This window comes from Oceaniglobus roseus (genome assembly GCF_002869745.1).
Lineage (GTDB): Bacteria > Pseudomonadota > Alphaproteobacteria > Rhodobacterales > Rhodobacteraceae > Oceaniglobus > Oceaniglobus roseus.
In genome coordinates, this window is sequence record NZ_PNOS01000015.1 from 1 (window position 1) to 14,743 (window position 14,743).

Here is a 14,743-nt window from a genome sequence, read left to right on the forward strand (position 1 = left end):
CCAGCGCTCGACCACCGCGCCGCCGCGCCCGCCCGCCGCGGTCCAGCGCGCGCCCGCCGCCGCCACGGCCAGTTCCAAGGCACGCCACAGCGCCAGCGTCGCCACCACCAGCCCGAGTTGCAGCATCGCCCCCGCCGCCGCGCGGAACCGCAGCGCGAGGTCGGGGTCGTGCATCCACCGCACCACCTGCACCGACAGCGACGGCGGCGTGTTCGGCCCGAGGATGATGGCGACGTCCACCACCGACATGGAATAGGCGAGCACGGCATAGACCGGCAGGCGGATCTGGCGATACACGGCGGGAAACACCGTCTTCAGCCATCCCGTGACGCGGCCGTAGCCAAGCGCGCGCGCCACCGTCAGGCTTTGCGCCGGGCGCGCCTGGGTCAGCGCGGCCAGCGTCATCAGCATCAGGAACGGCATCTCCTTTGCGACCAGCCCGAGGATCAGCGCGATCCCGACCGGATCCTGCACGATCAGCAGGTCCGGCGGCCTGTCCCACCCCGTCGCCCAGGGCGAGAGTGCCCGGGCGATCCAGCCCGAGGGCGCGATCAGGAAGGCCAGCCCGAAGGCCGCGGCGGCATGGGGAACGGAAAGGAGCGGCGACAGCACCCGCTCGACCGTGCGGAAGGCCCGGGTGCCGGCCCAGCCGGCGGCGATCAGCATGACAAGGCCCAGGGACAGCGCCGTGGCGGCCAGCCCGACGCCGACGCTCAGCGCCGAGGCGGCGCGCAAGCCGGGCCAGGCGAGAAGGTCGGCGAAGGGCGCCAGAGTCAGTTCCGCGCCGCCGAGCGCGGGCATGTAGCCGAGCGCCGGGGCGAGCGTGCCCAGCAACCCCGCCCCGATCGGCCCGATCAGCGCGGCCAGCGTCAGCGCCGGGGCCCAGGGCAGAAGCCGCGGACGCCCGGGCACGGGGCGCACAAGCCCCGAAAGCCCTGCGTCGCGGACGCCCGTCACCTTACTCCGCCACGCCGTAGCGGCGGGTCCAGTCCTCTTCCAGACGGGTCATCCAGCTTGGATGCGGCTCGGGCAGCGTCTCGCCCAGGTCGGCCGGGGACAAGGTCGCGACGCCCAGTTCGATGCCGTCGAACAGCGCCCGGCCCGCGTCGTCCAGCCGATCCATGGCCAGGATCGTGCCGCTGCCCCAGACCGCCGGGTCCTGCTTGCGCGCCTGCGCCTCAGGCGACATCAGGAAGTTCGCCACGACCATGGCCCCCGCCGCCGCGTTGGCGTTGTAGGGAATGGCGAGGAAGCTCGCGTTGCCGATGGTGCCGCCGTCCAGAACATAGGTGCGCACCGTGTCCTGAAGCTCGAAATTGGCGATCGCGTTCGAGGCTTCGTTGGGGTTGAAGCTCGGCGCGATGTCGATCTCGCCGTCCGCCATCAGCTGGATCAGCCGCGGCCCGCTCTGCGGATAGGCCTTGCCGGAGCGCCAGAGGTTCGGCGTCAGCGCGTCGAGATAGGACCAGAGCGGCGCAGTCGCCGCCTCGTAATCCGCATCCTCCACCGGCTTCTGCAGCACGGCGGGATCCGGAGTCAGCCCCATCAGCGCCTGTTTCAGGAAGGTCGAGCCCAGGAAATCCGGCGGCTGCGGAAAGGCGAAGCGACCCGGATGGGCCGCCGCCCAGTCGCCGAGGGCTGCGATGCTCTTCGGCGGAGCGTCGACCCGGTCGGTATCGTGGAAGAACACGACCTGCGCCATGCCCCAAGGCGCCTCCAGCCCGTCGGTCGGGATGGTGAAATCGGTATCGACCGCGGGATTGGCGGCGGGATCGACGTACTGCCAGTTCGGCAGGTCCGTGACCCAGGGGCCGAACAGCAGGTCCTGCGCCTTCATCGCCGCGAAGTTCTCGCCGTTGATCCAGATCAGGTCCACCGCGCCGCCCGTGTCCTGCCCGGCCGCGCGTTCCGCGATCACCCGGCTGACCGCCTCGGCGGTGTCCGACAGCTTCACATGCTCCAGCGTCACGCCGAAGCGGTCCTGCACCTGTTCCGCGGTCCAGGCGATATAGTCGTTCACCGTGTTCGACCCGCCCCAGGCGTTGAAATACACGGTCTGCCCCCGCGCCGCCTCCAGCACCGCATCCCAGTCGGCGGGATCGGGCGACTGCGCCCCCGCGCCCGTCGCCAGCGCCGCCGCGGCCAGAAGCCCCCGCACCATGTTTCCGATCATCCGCACCGTCCGCCTTCCATCCTGAAATTGACCCCACGTACCGGACCGCCCGGCCGGGCGCCAGCGCGACGCGCCAAGGGCTACTCGGCCGCCTGCAAGGCGGCCAGCCGTTCGCTGCGCAGCCGCTCGATCTCCGGGCCCAGCACCTTGCGGTGGAAGCTGTCGCAGCCGATGCAGAGGTTGCGGTAGGGCTCGCCGTTCGGCTTCACCGTCCGCGACTCCTCCAGGAACCGCGCCAGGTCCCAGCCGTGGGAGGTGCCCATCCGCTCGGGATGGCCGGCCGCGATGGCCTCGAACGCCGGATGACCAACGAGACTGTCCAGAATGGCTTCCAGCCGCTCTTCCCGCAGGTTGCCGAGGGGCACCGCCGTCTTCAGGCAGCAGGGAAACACGTCGCCGTTCGGATCGATCGACACTTCCGAGCCCGAGAAGCCGCGGTTGAGGAAGTTCAGCCCCCCAGACCAGGCGTTGCAGAAGTTGTCCAGGATCGTCGCCTTCGACAGCGAGTTCTCCCAGGCCCGGCCCCGCGGCCAGATCTTTCCGATCCAGGCATCCTCGGTCGCGCCGAAGAAGGAATAGACCGGGGTGTCGCGCGCCTGGTCCGACCAGTCGCGCACGGTGACGCCCAAAACGCTGTCGCGCATCCCCGCCGCCTCGAACATTTCGCGCAGCCGCTCCTGCAGCGGCACCCGCTTCTCGCCTTCCATGCCGACGTGGAAATCGTCCATCCCCGCGCAGGAGATCATCCAGACCCCGCGCGCCAGCAGGTCATCGACGATGGCGGGCGTCACCAGATCGCCGGTCGTCTGCACGATCACCCGCACCCCCTGCCCCGCATATTTCGCCTGCATCGCCTCCAGCGCGGGATAGAGCACCTCCTCGCGCACCGGATCGACCAGAACCTCGCCCCCTGCGACGATGATCCGCCCGGGCCGCGCGACATAGCCGCCGGGCTCGGTCTCCGACGGGGCGGACAGGTCGAGGTAACGCAGCTCGTCGGGAAGGTTGGCGATCACCCGGGGGAAGGTCGCCTTCGCCTCGTCGACGACACCGCGCAGGGCGCCGCGCACGTAGGGGCGGAACCGGGATTCGTAGCAGTGCTTGCACTTGCGGTGACAGGCCCAGCTGAGGACGTAATATATGCTCTCCATGCCCCGGACCCTAGACGTTTCGCGGACCGAGGCAAGGCTGGCGCCGCCTGTGTGACGGTGCTTCACGTCTTCGTCAGGCCGCACCTTTCTCAGGGACGGTCGACCACGAAGTCCGGGACGATTCCCGTGGTCTCGATGGCCCTTGCCACGTCCTGCCCGGCGAAGAAGCCGTAATCGGCCACGAGGGCAGAGGCGACGCCCGCCGTCTGCGCGCCGAGGATATCGGTGTGCAGGCTGTCGCCCACCATCAGCACCCGCCCCCGGTCCACCGGCCCGAGCCGCGCGAAGGCGATGTCGAAGATGTTGCCGAAGGGCTTGCCGAAGAACCGGGGGCTCACCCCCGTCCGGTCGGCGAGGCGGTGCGCGAAATGCCCGGGCTCGGTCGAGAATCCGACCTCGCGCGGGGCCACGATGTCGGGGTTGCCGACCAGCACCGGGCGGGGCCTCTCGGCCAGCGCGGACTCGAGCAGCGCCTGCCGTTCCTCGGTCCACGCCGCGCTGCCGATCATCAGGAACCCGTCGACCGAACCATAGGTCTCCGGATCCTCCTCCAGGTAAGTCAGGCGCAGCCCCTCCAGGTCGCGCAGCCCGGTGCTGCGCGTCGCCATCAGCCCCCAGTGGATGTCCCGCTGCCCGTCCAGCCCGGCCAGCAGCGTCACCCGGCTGGTGATGACGTCCTCGGGCAGGAAGTCGAAGCCCAGCCGGTGGTATTTCTCCATCAGCGCGGCATGGGGATAGCCCGCGGCATTGGACACCACCAGCACCCGCTTGCCCGCGGCCTTCAGTCCCGCGATCCGCTCGCGCGTGCCGGGGATCGCCGTCTCTCCGATGTTCAGCACCCCGAAGGCGTCCAGAAGGAACACGTCGAAGGCCTCGGCCACGTCGTCGAGGGTGGCGATGCGACGGAACGTCCGGTGCGGCGGCACGGCCACCGGCAGCCGGTGGCGCACCCCCTCGTAGGCGGCCAGCGCCTGCTCTGCTGTCAGCGCGTTCAGATGATCGCCCCCCGGACCTTGGCCGAGACCCATTCGCTGATGACGACGGCGGCGAGGATCACCAGCAGGATCAGGCTGACCTGCGGCCAGGCCAGCACGTTCAGCGAGGACGACAGCTGCAACCCGATGCCCCCGGCCCCGACCAGCCCCAGCACGGTGGATTCCCGAATGTTGATGTCCCAGCGGAACACGGCGATCCCGGCGAAGGCGGGCAGGATCTGCGGCACGATGCCATAGGCCATGACCTGCCAGCGGCTTGCCCCGGTGGCCGAGATCGCCTCGACCTGGGTCGCGTCGATCTCCTCGATCGCCTCGTAGAGCAGTTTCGCGCAGAAGCCGATCGAGCGGATCGCGATGGCGACCACCCCGGCGAAGACCCCGGGCCCGATGATCGCGATCAGCAGCAGCGCCCAGATCAGCGAGTTGATCGACCGCGTCGCCACGATGATAAGCAGCGCCACCGGCCGCACGAACAGCGCCGAGGGCGTGGTGTTGCGCGCGGCGAGGAACGCCACCGGCACGGCGAGGCAGAGCGAGATCATGGTGCCGAGCGTGGCGATGTTCAACGTGTCCCAGATCGGCCGTCCGAGCCGCGCGATGTATTCCCACTTCGGCGGCGTCGCCCGGTCCCAGATGTCGCCCGCGATCCGCGGCGCGTCCCAGACGAAGAACCATGTCGTCGACTCGCTGATCTTCTGCCAGCAGACGGCGAAGACGACGAGCCCGATCAGCCAGCCGATCCAGCGCACCAGCCTTTCGCCCATGGTGCGGCGCTGCCAGACCTGTGCGCCCCCGCGTTCCAGCACCGGCATTACTGCACCCTCGCCCGGATGACGCCCGAGAGGTACTCCAGCGCCATCACGATGCCGATGATCAGGATCAGGATCGCCGCCGCGGTGTCGTATTCGTAGCGGTCGAAGGCGGTGTTCAGCGTCGCCCCGATCCCCCCGGCGCCGACCAGCCCGAGGATCGCGCTTTCGCGGAAGTTGATGTCGATGCGGTACATGGAAAGCCCGACGAGCCGCGGCATCACCTGCGGCTGGACGCCGTAGTTGATCCATTGCAGCCACTTGGCACCGCTCGCCCTGATCGCCTCGGCCTGGGAGCGGTCCATCGCCTCGATATCCTCGGCCAGCAGCTTCGACAGGAAGCCGATGGTCGCGAAGGACAGGGTCAGGAAGCCGGCCAGCGGGCCGAAGCCGAAGATCGCCACCAGCAGGATCGCGACGATGATCTCCTGAAGTGCCCGGCTGATGGCGACCAGCCCGCGGCAGATCACGTAGACCGGCAGCGGCGCGATGTTGCGTGCCGCGCCAAGGCCGATGGGAATGGAGATCGCGATGCCCACGACAGAGGCGGCGACGGTCATCACGATGCTCTCCAGGAGCCCGCTCCAGATGTCGCTCCAGCGCGAGACGAAATCGGGCCGGGTGAAGGACATCACGAAGGCCCAGCCCCGGTCCAGCCCCTCGTAGACCCGGCCCCAGTCGACGTCGATGGTGGCGAAGGCGGCGACGAGATAGACCGCGAAGCCGAGAAGCAGCGTCCAGCGCAGCCAGGCCCGCCGGACCAGCGGCGGCTTGCGCCAGGCGGTGCCCAGCATGTCGTCCAGCTCCCGGTGGCTCATTCCGCGGCCTCGATCTCTTCCTCGTCCTCGACCTTGCGGATCGTAGCCTCCCAGTCCTCGGCGCCGTAGATCTCGGTCAGCTTGTCCGGCGTCAGCCCGTTCGGCCCGCCGTCATAGACGATCTCGCCGAAACGCAGCCCCACCACCCGCGGCACGAACATCTGTGCCAGCGCGACGTCGTGGATGTTGATGATCGCGGCCAGCCCCCGCTCGGCGCAAAGCTCGGTGATCAGCCGCATGATCTGGCGGCTGGTCTTCGGGTCGAGCGAGGCCGTGGGCTCGTCCACCAGCAGAAGCTTCGGATTCTGGATCAGCGCCCGGCAGATCCCGACCCGCTGTCGCTGCCCGCCCGACAGCTCGTCCGCCCGCTTGTCGGCCATGTGCAGAAGGCCCACCCGGTCGAGCAGGCGGAACGCCTCGTCCACGTCGCTTTGCGGAAACCGCCGCAGGAAGCTGCGCCAGAATCCGACATAGCCCAGCCGCCCCGAAAGCACGTTCTCCATCACCGTCAGCCGCTCGACCAGCGCGTATTCCTGGAAGATCATCCCCATCTCGCGCCGCGCCTTCCTCAGCGCACCGGCGCCCAGATGCGTCAACTCGGTGTCGTCCAGCCAGACCTCGCCGCCCGTCGGCTCGACCAGCCGGTTGATGCAGCGGATCAGGGTGGACTTGCCCGCGCCCGACGGCCCGATCAGCGCCAGCACCTGGCCCTTGGGCACGTCGAGGCCGATGCCCTTCAGCGCCTGGTCGCCGGTCCTGTAGGTCTTGGTGAGGTTCTTCAGACGCAGCATGAAAGGCCCTTCGCAAGGGTGCAGGCGGGGCCGGTCCGGCCCCGCACGGTCAACCAAAGGTTACTGGCAGGCGTAGGAAACGCCGTTCGCCGCGTCGATCTTGCGGATCACGTCCCAGAAATCCTTGTAGTTCATCTCGATGAACTGCTCCTCGCCGGATTTCTTGAACTCCTCCTGGAGCGAGCTGCCTTCCCAGTCGAAGGTGAAGAACGCATCCTTGATCTGCTCCTGAAGCTCGGGCTTCAGGTTGTAGACCACGCCGAAGCCGGTCGTCGGGAAGGTCTGCGACTTGTAGATCGACTTCACCTGCTCGGGCTGGATCACGTCCCGCTCGATCATCCGCTGCATGACAGAGTTGGCGACGGCCCCGGCGGGATAGTCCTTGTTCGCCACGCCCAGCACCGTGTTGTCGTGCTTGCCCGAGAACACCGGTTCGAAATCCCGGCCCGCTTCCATGTCGTAGTCGCTCTTCAGGATCGCCGAGGGCGCCTTGAAGCCCGAGTTCGAGGTTTCGGACGAGAAGGCCAGCTGCTTGCCCTTGATGTCCTCGACCTTCTCGATGCCCGAGCCCGGATAGGTGATCAGTTCCATCTCGTAACCGAAATGGCCGTCCTTCGACGCCATGATCGTGAAGGGCCGGAAGCCCGCGCAGTTGACAGCCAGCGGGTTCGAGCCGGTGTTGAAGCCCGAGATGTGCAGCCGGCCCGAACGCATCGCCTCGATCTGCGCCGCGTTGCTCTGGACCGGGAAGAAGACGATCTCCTTGCCCGTCTTCTCGGCCAGGTAGTCGAGGAAATCGGACCAGGCCGTCTTGTAGACCGCGGGATCCTCGACCGGGGTGTAGGCGAAGATCAGCGTGTCGGGATCCAGCAGCTGGCTTTCGTCGGTGGGGATGTCGGCGACCATGTCGCCGTCGGCGTCGCAGTAGCGGTCGTCGAGGTCGCCGTGCGGGCAGTCCTGCGCGACGGCGCCGCCCGCCAGCGACATGAGGGCGACGGCGGACGCGCCGAACAGCAGTTTCAGATCGTGTTTCATTCTTTCCTCCCTTGGGTGCGGCTTTTCCGCCGCGTCTGGTTTTCGCCTATCAGGAGCCGGGACAGACGAGGATGTCCACCCCCGCGCCCTCGATCGCACTCAGAAGTTCGCCCCGCGGCTTCCGGTCGGTCACGATCGAGGTCAGCTCTTCCATGTCGCCGACACGGGAAAACCCCTTGCGGTCGAACTTGTCGGAGTCGATCAGCAGGTGACGCTCGCGCGCCCGGGCGATCATCACCCGCTTGACCGCCGCGAAGCCGCGCACGGTTTCCGACGGCCCCTCGGCCGAGAAGCCCGAGGCGCCGATCAGGCAGCGGTCGACGCTGAAGCGCGCCAGGAACTCCAGCGTCTCGGTGCCGATCAGCGCGGATTCCGGCGGCAGGTATTCGCCCGGGCAAAGCAGCACCTGCGGCGTGCCGTGGCCGATGGTCATGGCGACGGGGATCGAGTTGGTGATGACGGTGCAGGGCGTGCCCAGCCAGGCCAGCGCGCGCGCCGCCTCGATCGTGGTCGAGCCCGAGTCGATCATCACCGTCTCGCCTTCCCGCACCAGCTCGGCCGCGCGCTTCCCGATCCGCTCGCGCTCGGCGCCGCGGGCATTCGAGCGTTCGCTCAGTCCCGGGTAATGCCCCTGCACCGGCGCCGAGGCGCCCCCGTGGGCGCGGGAGATCAGCCCGTTCTGGGCCAGCGAGTCGAGGTCGCGACGCACCGTCTCGGTCGAGACGTCGAAGCGCTGCGCCAGCTCGCTGATCCGGACGTGGGGACGCAGCTTCAGTTCCAGCAGGATCTGGCGCCGCCGCTCGGATTTCCGGAGCTTCGCCCCGGTCTCCTTCCTGCCTGTGTCCACGTCCGCCATGGAGGTTCCCTCGGATTCCGGTCAAGTTTTGTGGTGTTTCACATTTAATTTCAACAATTTTGTTGCAGTTGCCAATGTTCGGTGTTCAACTCGGGCAAACAAGGAAATTTTGCGGGCATTCGTCCGCGCGGCCATGCCGAAGCCGAAATTACACCGGGATAACGCCGAATGATCGTGCTTGCTGCACATCTGGCGGCAGCCGTCGCGCTCCTGCTCTGGGCGGTGCGCCTGATCCGGACCGGGGTCGAGCGCGCCTTCATGCCCGAGCTGAAGCGCCTGCTCAGGACACTGTCGTCGAACCGCCTGTCCGCCGCCGCCAGCGGCGGTGCCGCAGCCATGCTGTTTCAGAGCTCGACCGCCGTGGCGCTGATCGGCGCGGGCTTCGCGGTCTCCGGCATGCTCGCCGCGCCCGCGGCCCTGGCCCTGATCCTCGGCGCCGACCTCGGCTCGGCGCTGCTGACCCAGATCCTCGTCCTGCCGATCGACGACATCGTGCCCTTCGCGCTGATCCTGGGCGTCGCCGCCTTCTTCCGCGCGCAAAGCCGCAAGGCCAAGCAGGCCGGGCGCATCGTCATCGGCTTCGCGCTGGTGCTGATCGCCCTCGGCATGATCGGCGAGGCCACCGCCCCCATCGGCGAGAATCCCATCGTACAGTCGATCGCCGCCTACTTCCGCACCGACCTGCTCAGCGCCTTCGTCATCGGCGCGCTGCTGGCCTGGGCGATGCATTCGACCATCGCCGCGGTGCTGACCTTCGCCACGTTCGCCGCGGGCGGGCTGATCGCCGCGCCGGTGGCCTTCGCGCTGGTCATCGGCGCAAACCTCGGCGGCGCGCTGATCCCGCTCGCCCTGCTCTGGCAGTCCGAACGCCCCGCGCGCCTGGTCCTCGCGGGCAACCTCGTCGCGCGCGGCACCACGACGCTGCTGTTCCTCGCGCTGTTCCTCGAAGGCGTTCTCGGCCCCGACCTCATCGGCGGCAGTCCCGGCCAGCAGGCCGTCACCCTACACATCGCGCTGAACGCCGCGATGGTCGCCCTCGCCCTGCCCTTCACCACCCCGCTGGTCGCCCTGGCCGACCGCGTGCTGCCCCGCGACGCGCGCCCCACGGCCGCCGCCGTCTCGGCCCTCGACCCCGAGGCGCTGGACACCCCCGGCCTCGCCCTGGCCTGCGGGCAGCGGGAACTGCTGCGCATGGCCGAGACCGTGCAGGCCATTCTCGTGCCCGCGATGCAACTTTTCCGCAGCTGGGATCCCGAACTCGCCCGTGCCATCGACCTGCGCGAGAACGCCATCGACCGGATGCATTTCGACACCAAGATCTACATCTCGCGCCTGCGCCAGACCGGACTCGCGCCCGAGGACGAGAAGCGCACGCTCGACATCGTGGCCCTGGCCAACAACCTGGAGGAGGCCGCCGACCGCGTCGCCGTGAACCTCACCGCGCTGGCCCGCAAGATGCACGACCAGGCGCTCACCTTCTCGCCCGAGGGACTGGCCGAGCTCGAGGATTTCCACGACCAGATCGTGACCAACGGCCAGCTGGCCCTCAGCGTCCTGACCACCGGCGATGCCGAGGCCGCGCGCCAGCTCGTCGCCGAGAAGGACCGCATCCGCGGCGAGGAGCAGGCGTTGCAGGAGCGTCACCTGCGCCGCCTCCAGCAGGGCAGCACCGCCAGCATCGAGACCTCGAACATCCACCAGGAGGTGTTGCGCCTGCTGAAGCAGATCAACGCCGCGTTGACCTATGTCGCCTATCCCATCGCGGAGGAGACCGGCGACCTGCTGTCGACCCGTCTCGCCCGACGCACCGACGCAAGGCAGCCCGCATGAAGACCCCCGCCGACCAGATCGCCGCCCTGCCCGTCCACTGGGACAAGTCCGGCAAGCTGCGCGTGCTCATGGTCACGTCGCGCGACACCGGCCGTTGGGTGATGCCGAAGGGCTGGTTGATGGACGGCAAGAAGCCCTGGCAGGCCGCGAAGATCGAGGCGCTCGAGGAAGCGGGCGCCACCGGCTTCATCTCCGACGAACCGCTCGGCACCTACGATTACGTCAAGGACGCGGGCCGCCGCGGAAGCGTGCTGTGCCGCGTCACGGTCTATCCGATGATGGTCGACCGGCTGAAGCCGCGCTGGAAGGAGCGGAAGGAAAGGAAGCGGCACTGGTTCTCGATCAAGAAAGCCGCGAAGCTCGTGAACGAGAAGGACCTGACCGAGCTGCTGAAGGACCTGGCGAAGAACCCCGAGAAGTTGCGCCACATCGAGGAGAAGCGCCGCGCCTCCTGACACGGCCGCTCAGGCGAAGGGATCAACAAGCCTCAGCCTCCCTTCGACCAGGAGCCCGCCGTGCATGTCCTCGCTCCAGAGCGTCGTGCAGCCCGCCAGCAGCGCCGCCGCGACGATCATCCCGTCATAGACCGCGAAGCCGTAGCGTTCCGCCAGCGCGCGCCCCACGTCGTGGGTCTCGGCCGTCAGCGGCTCGACCGGGCAGAGCGCACGGACCCCGGCCAGGAACGCTGCCGTCTCGGTCCAGTCCATCCCCGCCTTGCGCCGACAGTTCACCGCCGCCTCGTTCAGCACCTGCACGCTGATCCGCGGCCGCCGCGCCAGCACCGCTTCGGCCCGGTCCGCCTTCGCGCCCTCGCCCAGCAGGTACAGCACCACGTTGGTGTCCGCGAACTCATCGCTCATGGGCGGCGTCGCGGCTCAGCTGCCCACCTTCGGGCAGCCGCCCGCGGAACCGGCGCAGCCCGGCCAGAACCTCCTCGGCCGCGGGGGCCCGGCGCACGGTCAACGCGCCCTCGCCCGCCACCAGCTCCACCTGGTCGCCCTCCTTCAGCCCCAGCTCGCGCGCCAGCGCCGCGGGCAGGCGCACCGCCAGCGAATTGCCCCACTTCGCCACCTGCATCCCGGATCCTCCGCCACGGATAGACATCGCAGGAAATGTATATCCAAAGCCGTCGCGGAACAAGGCGGCGCGCATTCGGCGTCAGGGATCGTTCAGACCGACTCCCGATCCAGCAGCGTGCACTCGACCTTGATCTGGTCATGCCCGTTCTGCAGCCCGCCCGCCATGTCCAGCAGCATCTCGGCCGCCATGGCGCCCATCTCGTAATGCGGCAGGATCAGCGTCGTCAGCGGCGGGCGCATGAACTGCGCGATCTCGCGGTTGTCGAAGCCGACCACCGAGACGTCCTCCGGGATCCGCTTGCCCATCTCCTTCAACGCGTCATAGCAGCCGACCGCCATCATGTCGTTGGCGCAGAAGAAGGCGTCGGGCGGATCGGCCAGCGCCATCATCTGCCGCGTCCCCTCGTACCCCGCCGACGGCTCCCAGTTGCCGGGGAACACCAGCGCGGGGTCGAAGGGCAGATCGTTGCTGGCCAGCGCCTGGCGATAGCCGCGCAGGCGGTCGCGGGTCGCGTCCAGACCGTCCTGCCCGTTGATCAGCCCGATCCGCCTGCGCCCGGCGTCGATCAGCCGCTGCGTGGCCGTCCGCCCGCCCACAAGCTCTCCGGGCAGGATCGAGGGCAGCTTGCGCCCAGGATCGTAGCAGTTGACCAGCACCGCGGGCAGATCGAAGACCAGCGGCGGCGGGTCCAGCCGTCGGGTCAGCATCGTGCCGAGGATCAGGCCCAGCACCGACTGGCGGCCCAGCTGCTCCAGCGCCTGGCGTTCCAGATCGTCGTCGCCGCGCAGCACCGCGAGGGTCATCGTGACGCCGTGTTCCAGCGCCTTCTCGCGCGCGCCCTCGAAGGCCATGGGCATCCAGGGATCGGTGGTCAGCTCGTCGACGACGAAACCGATGGTCTTGCTCTCGGCCGGGCTGCGCTTCGTGGTCCGGCGCACCAGGCGATAGCCCAGCTCCTCGGCCGCCTCGCGCACCTTCTTGCGTGTGGATGCGCTCAGCCGGGCGCGGGCGCTGCTGTTCAGGACCAACGAAACGGTCGCCTGCGAGACCCCTGCCCGCGCGGCCACGTCCATCATCGTCGGTTTCACGCGTTCCTCTCCCTGCGACACGCGGCGGGCATATCCGCTTGCCCGGGCGGCGTCCATATCAGCGTTGCATGTGCCGGATGCGGTCGAAGGCCACGGCGATCAGGATGAAGGTGCCGATGAACATGCCCTGCCAGAAGGTCGAGATCCCGAGCAGGATCAGCGAGTTCCGGATCACCTCGATCAGCAGCGCGCCGACGACCGCGCCCAGCACCGTCCCCTCGCCGCCGTTCAGGTTGGCGCCGCCGATGACGGCGGCCGCGATCACCGTCAGCTCCATCGCGGTGCCGAGGTTCGTCGTCACGCTGCCGAGCCACCCGGCCATCAGGATTCCCGCGAGCCCCGCGGTGAAGGCCGAGAACATGTAGATCGACACCTTGATCGGGCGCACGGAAATGCCCGTGAGCACCGCCGCCTGCTCGTTCGAGCCGATGGCGAAGACGTATTGGCCCCACCGCGCCCAGCGGAAGACGAAGGCCATGACCAGCGTCAGCGCCAGCAGGGCGAACAGCGGATGCGGCAAGCCCAGGGTCGATCCGCCGCCGACCCAGAGCAGAAGGTCGTGGTCGGGCCCGAAGCTCCAGATCATCTTGTTGTCGGACAGCACCATCGCGGCCGACCGCGCCGCCGACAGCATCCCGAGCGTGACCACGAACGACGGCATCCCGGCATAGGCGATCAGCACGCCGTTGATCAGCCCGATCGCCAGCGAGGCTCCGATCGCCGCCGCCGCGCCGATCCAGAACGGCCAGCCCGCCGCCATGACGACGCTGATCACCATGGCCGACATGACCACGGTCGAGCCCACGGACAGGTCGATTCCGCCCGAGGCGATCACCGCCGTCATGCCGATGGCGATGATCGCGACGAAGGCGAAGTTCCGCGAGACGTTGAACAGGTTCCGCTGGGTCGCAAAGGCATCGGTCATGACGCTGAGCGCGAGGCAGGCCAGAAGCGCCGCCAGGAAGACCCAGAAGACCTGGTGGTTGATCAGATGCGACAGGGGGCCGCGGTTCCGGCTCTGGGCGATGGCGGAGTCGAGGGTGGATGTCATGGCGTCCTCCTCAGGCGTATTCGATGGCGCCGGTGATGAGGCCCGTGACCTCCTCGGGCGAACTCTGGCGGACCGGCTTGCTGGCGACGAGGCTGCCGCGCCGCAGCACCGCGATCCGGTCGGCGACGGAGAAGACGTCGGGCATCCGGTGGCTGATCAGCACGACGCTGATCCCCTCGTCGCGCAGGTGCCGGATAAGGTCCAGCACCTCGGCCACCTGCCGGACCGAGATCGCGGCGGTCGGCTCGTCCAGCAGCACGATCCGCGCCTTCGACAGCAGCGTGCGGGCGATGGCGACCGCCTGCCGCTGCCCGCCCGACATCCGCCGCACCACGTCGCGGGGGCGGGTCTCGGACTTCAGCTGGGCGAACAGCTGCCCCGCCTGCCGGTGCATTGCGGGATAGTCGATCAGCCGCAGCGGCCCGAGCTTGCGCACCGGCTCGCGCCCCAGGAACACGTTCGAGGCCGCGGTCAGGTGATCGCACAGGGCCAGGTCCTGATACACCACCTCGATCCCCGCGCGCTGCGCGTCGATGGGGCGGTGGAAGTCGATCTTCCTGCCGTCGATCCGGATCTCGCCCGACGAGGGGCGGAAGTTGCCGGCGATGATCTTCACCAGCGTCGACTTGCCCGCCCCGTTGTCGCCCATCAGGCCCATGACCTCGCCCGCGCCAAGCTCCAGCGAGACGTTCTCCAGCGCGCGGATGGCGCCGAAGTTGCGGGAAATGCCTTTCAGACTCAGCCGCTCCATGCGCACCCCTCCCCGGATGGCCCTGCTCCGGTCGGCGCCGGATTCGGGCCCGAGTTTATCGGCTTGCTAATCAAATTCCAGACTTGACCGATTAATATTAGCAAATATGCTGCCCTTCATTAGCGCATTGTTTGTACCGTCGCCGGGAAGGACGTCGCGTACCGGAATCCCGGTCGCGCCCCTTCGGCCACGACGTGCAGTCGGACGGGAGGTCGGTTTTCGAGCGGGCGTGGCAGCTTCGGCAATCGGGGGGCGCCACGCATAACCGAAGGTCCGGGCCGAACCCGGGCCGGGCCCCAACGCGGGCGGATCTTT

16 protein-coding genes are annotated in these 14,743 nt (G+C 68.6%); 2 read left to right on the forward strand and 14 right to left on the reverse strand.

What is annotated here, in order from left to right; translation table 11 throughout:
- The 9 genes from A7B20_RS09240 to A7B20_RS09280 all read right to left on the reverse strand — a co-directional run.
- A partial coding sequence (locus tag A7B20_RS09240) for an ABC transporter permease family protein (protein ID WP_483869994.1) occupies window positions 1-912 on the reverse strand: 912 nt, incomplete at its 3' end.
- A 46-nt stretch (window positions 913-958) separates the two neighbouring features.
- A complete protein-coding gene (locus tag A7B20_RS09245) occupies window positions 959-2,173 on the reverse strand; it encodes an ABC transporter substrate-binding protein (RefSeq protein ID WP_425437143.1) in 1,215 nt (404 codons plus the stop codon).
- An 80-nt stretch (window positions 2,174-2,253) separates the two neighbouring features.
- On the reverse strand, window positions 2,254-3,324 hold the full coding sequence (locus tag A7B20_RS09250) for a radical SAM/SPASM domain-containing protein (RefSeq protein ID WP_102108291.1): 1,071 nt from the start codon (window positions 3,322-3,324) through the stop codon (window positions 2,254-2,256).
- A gap of 89 nt (window positions 3,325-3,413) precedes the next feature.
- Window positions 3,414-4,352: an HAD-IIA family hydrolase gene (locus tag A7B20_RS09255; RefSeq protein ID WP_102108292.1), complete on the reverse strand. Its 939-nt coding sequence runs from the start codon at window positions 4,350-4,352 to the stop codon at window positions 3,414-3,416.
- Complete coding sequence (phnE, locus tag A7B20_RS09260; RefSeq protein WP_102108293.1) at window positions 4,316-5,131, reverse strand: phosphonate ABC transporter, permease protein PhnE; 816 nt, start codon at window positions 5,129-5,131, stop codon at window positions 4,316-4,318. Before phnE (A7B20_RS09260) ends, A7B20_RS09255 begins: the two co-directional genes overlap by 37 nt.
- Complete coding sequence (phnE, locus tag A7B20_RS09265; protein WP_102108294.1) at window positions 5,131-5,946, reverse strand: phosphonate ABC transporter, permease protein PhnE; 816 nt, start codon at window positions 5,944-5,946, stop codon at window positions 5,131-5,133. Before phnE (A7B20_RS09265) ends, phnE (A7B20_RS09260) begins: the two co-directional genes overlap by 1 nt.
- The gene (phnC, locus tag A7B20_RS09270; protein ID WP_102108295.1) at window positions 5,943-6,737 is read right to left on the reverse strand and encodes a phosphonate ABC transporter ATP-binding protein; all 795 of its coding nucleotides are present in this window, start codon (window positions 6,735-6,737) and stop codon (window positions 5,943-5,945) included. The genes phnE (A7B20_RS09265) and phnC overlap by 4 nt, the downstream gene beginning before the upstream one ends.
- Before the next feature lie 60 nt (window positions 6,738-6,797).
- The gene (phnD, locus tag A7B20_RS09275) at window positions 6,798-7,772 is read right to left on the reverse strand and encodes a phosphate/phosphite/phosphonate ABC transporter substrate-binding protein (RefSeq protein WP_102108296.1); all 975 of its coding nucleotides are present in this window, start codon (window positions 7,770-7,772) and stop codon (window positions 6,798-6,800) included.
- Window positions 7,773-7,821: 49 nt separating this feature from the next.
- Window positions 7,822-8,628 (reverse strand): DeoR/GlpR family DNA-binding transcription regulator, encoded by an 807-nt coding sequence (locus A7B20_RS09280; protein ID WP_102108297.1) that lies wholly within the window; start codon window positions 8,626-8,628, stop codon window positions 7,822-7,824.
- Between the two features lie 168 nt (window positions 8,629-8,796).
- Here A7B20_RS09280 and A7B20_RS09285 point away from each other — a divergent pair, with 168 nt between their 5' ends.
- Both A7B20_RS09285 and A7B20_RS09290 read left to right on the forward strand, forming a co-directional pair.
- A complete protein-coding gene (locus tag A7B20_RS09285) occupies window positions 8,797-10,458 on the forward strand; it encodes a Na/Pi cotransporter family protein (protein WP_102108298.1) in 1,662 nt (553 codons plus the stop codon).
- On the forward strand, window positions 10,455-10,913 hold the full coding sequence (locus A7B20_RS09290) for an NUDIX hydrolase (protein WP_102108299.1): 459 nt from the start codon (window positions 10,455-10,457) through the stop codon (window positions 10,911-10,913). Before A7B20_RS09285 ends, A7B20_RS09290 begins: the two co-directional genes overlap by 4 nt.
- 9 nt (window positions 10,914-10,922) lie before the next feature.
- Here the strand turns inward: A7B20_RS09290 and A7B20_RS09295 are convergent, their stop codons facing one another.
- The 5 genes from A7B20_RS09295 to A7B20_RS09315 all read right to left on the reverse strand — a co-directional run bounded on the left by A7B20_RS09295 (window position 10,923) and on the right by A7B20_RS09315 (window position 14,428).
- Window positions 10,923-11,318: a PIN domain-containing protein gene (locus A7B20_RS09295; RefSeq protein WP_102108300.1), complete on the reverse strand. Its 396-nt coding sequence runs from the start codon at window positions 11,316-11,318 to the stop codon at window positions 10,923-10,925.
- Window positions 11,308-11,535, reverse strand: a complete 228-nt coding sequence (locus tag A7B20_RS09300; RefSeq protein WP_102108301.1) for an AbrB/MazE/SpoVT family DNA-binding domain-containing protein — start codon at window positions 11,533-11,535, stop codon at window positions 11,308-11,310. The genes A7B20_RS09295 and A7B20_RS09300 overlap by 11 nt, the downstream gene beginning before the upstream one ends.
- Before the next feature lie 92 nt (window positions 11,536-11,627).
- Window positions 11,628-12,626 (reverse strand): LacI family DNA-binding transcriptional regulator, encoded by a 999-nt coding sequence (locus A7B20_RS09305; RefSeq protein ID WP_245866755.1) that lies wholly within the window; start codon window positions 12,624-12,626, stop codon window positions 11,628-11,630.
- 58 nt (window positions 12,627-12,684) lie between these two features.
- Window positions 12,685-13,677 (reverse strand): ABC transporter permease, encoded by a 993-nt coding sequence (locus A7B20_RS09310; RefSeq protein WP_102108302.1) that lies wholly within the window; start codon window positions 13,675-13,677, stop codon window positions 12,685-12,687.
- Window positions 13,678-13,687: 10 nt separating this feature from the next.
- Window positions 13,688-14,428 (reverse strand): ATP-binding cassette domain-containing protein, encoded by a 741-nt coding sequence (locus tag A7B20_RS09315; protein ID WP_102108303.1) that lies wholly within the window; start codon window positions 14,426-14,428, stop codon window positions 13,688-13,690.
- Between the last annotated feature and the right edge of the window lie 315 nt (window positions 14,429-14,743).

What these genes read in the sequence shown, in the direction of transcription:
- A7B20_RS09245 (WP_425437143.1), bottom strand. Translation starts at nt 2,173, where the DNA reads ATGATCGGAAACATGGTGCGGGGGCTTCTGGCCGCGGCGGCGCTGGCG.
- A7B20_RS09250 (WP_102108291.1), bottom strand. Translation starts at nt 3,324, where the DNA reads ATGGAGAGCATATATTACGTCCTCAGCTGGGCCTGTCACCGCAAGTGC.
- A7B20_RS09255 (WP_102108292.1), bottom strand. Translation starts at nt 4,352, where the DNA reads ATGGGTCTCGGCCAAGGTCCGGGGGGCGATCATCTGAACGCGCTGACA.
- phnE (WP_102108293.1), bottom strand. Translation starts at nt 5,131, where the DNA reads ATGCCGGTGCTGGAACGCGGGGGCGCACAGGTCTGGCAGCGCCGCACC.
- phnE (WP_102108294.1), bottom strand. Translation starts at nt 5,946, where the DNA reads ATGAGCCACCGGGAGCTGGACGACATGCTGGGCACCGCCTGGCGCAAG.
- phnC (WP_102108295.1), bottom strand. Translation starts at nt 6,737, where the DNA reads ATGCTGCGTCTGAAGAACCTCACCAAGACCTACAGGACCGGCGACCAG.
- phnD (WP_102108296.1), bottom strand. Translation starts at nt 7,772, where the DNA reads ATGAAACACGATCTGAAACTGCTGTTCGGCGCGTCCGCCGTCGCCCTC.
- A7B20_RS09280 (WP_102108297.1), bottom strand. Translation starts at nt 8,628, where the DNA reads ATGGCGGACGTGGACACAGGCAGGAAGGAGACCGGGGCGAAGCTCCGG.
- A7B20_RS09285 (WP_102108298.1), top strand. Translation starts at nt 8,797, where the DNA reads ATGATCGTGCTTGCTGCACATCTGGCGGCAGCCGTCGCGCTCCTGCTC.
- A7B20_RS09290 (WP_102108299.1), top strand. Translation starts at nt 10,455, where the DNA reads ATGAAGACCCCCGCCGACCAGATCGCCGCCCTGCCCGTCCACTGGGAC.
- A7B20_RS09295 (WP_102108300.1), bottom strand. Translation starts at nt 11,318, where the DNA reads ATGAGCGATGAGTTCGCGGACACCAACGTGGTGCTGTACCTGCTGGGC.
- A7B20_RS09300 (WP_102108301.1), bottom strand. Translation starts at nt 11,535, where the DNA reads ATGCAGGTGGCGAAGTGGGGCAATTCGCTGGCGGTGCGCCTGCCCGCG.
- A7B20_RS09310 (WP_102108302.1), bottom strand. Translation starts at nt 13,677, where the DNA reads ATGACATCCACCCTCGACTCCGCCATCGCCCAGAGCCGGAACCGCGGC.
- A7B20_RS09315 (WP_102108303.1), bottom strand. Translation starts at nt 14,428, where the DNA reads ATGGAGCGGCTGAGTCTGAAAGGCATTTCCCGCAACTTCGGCGCCATC.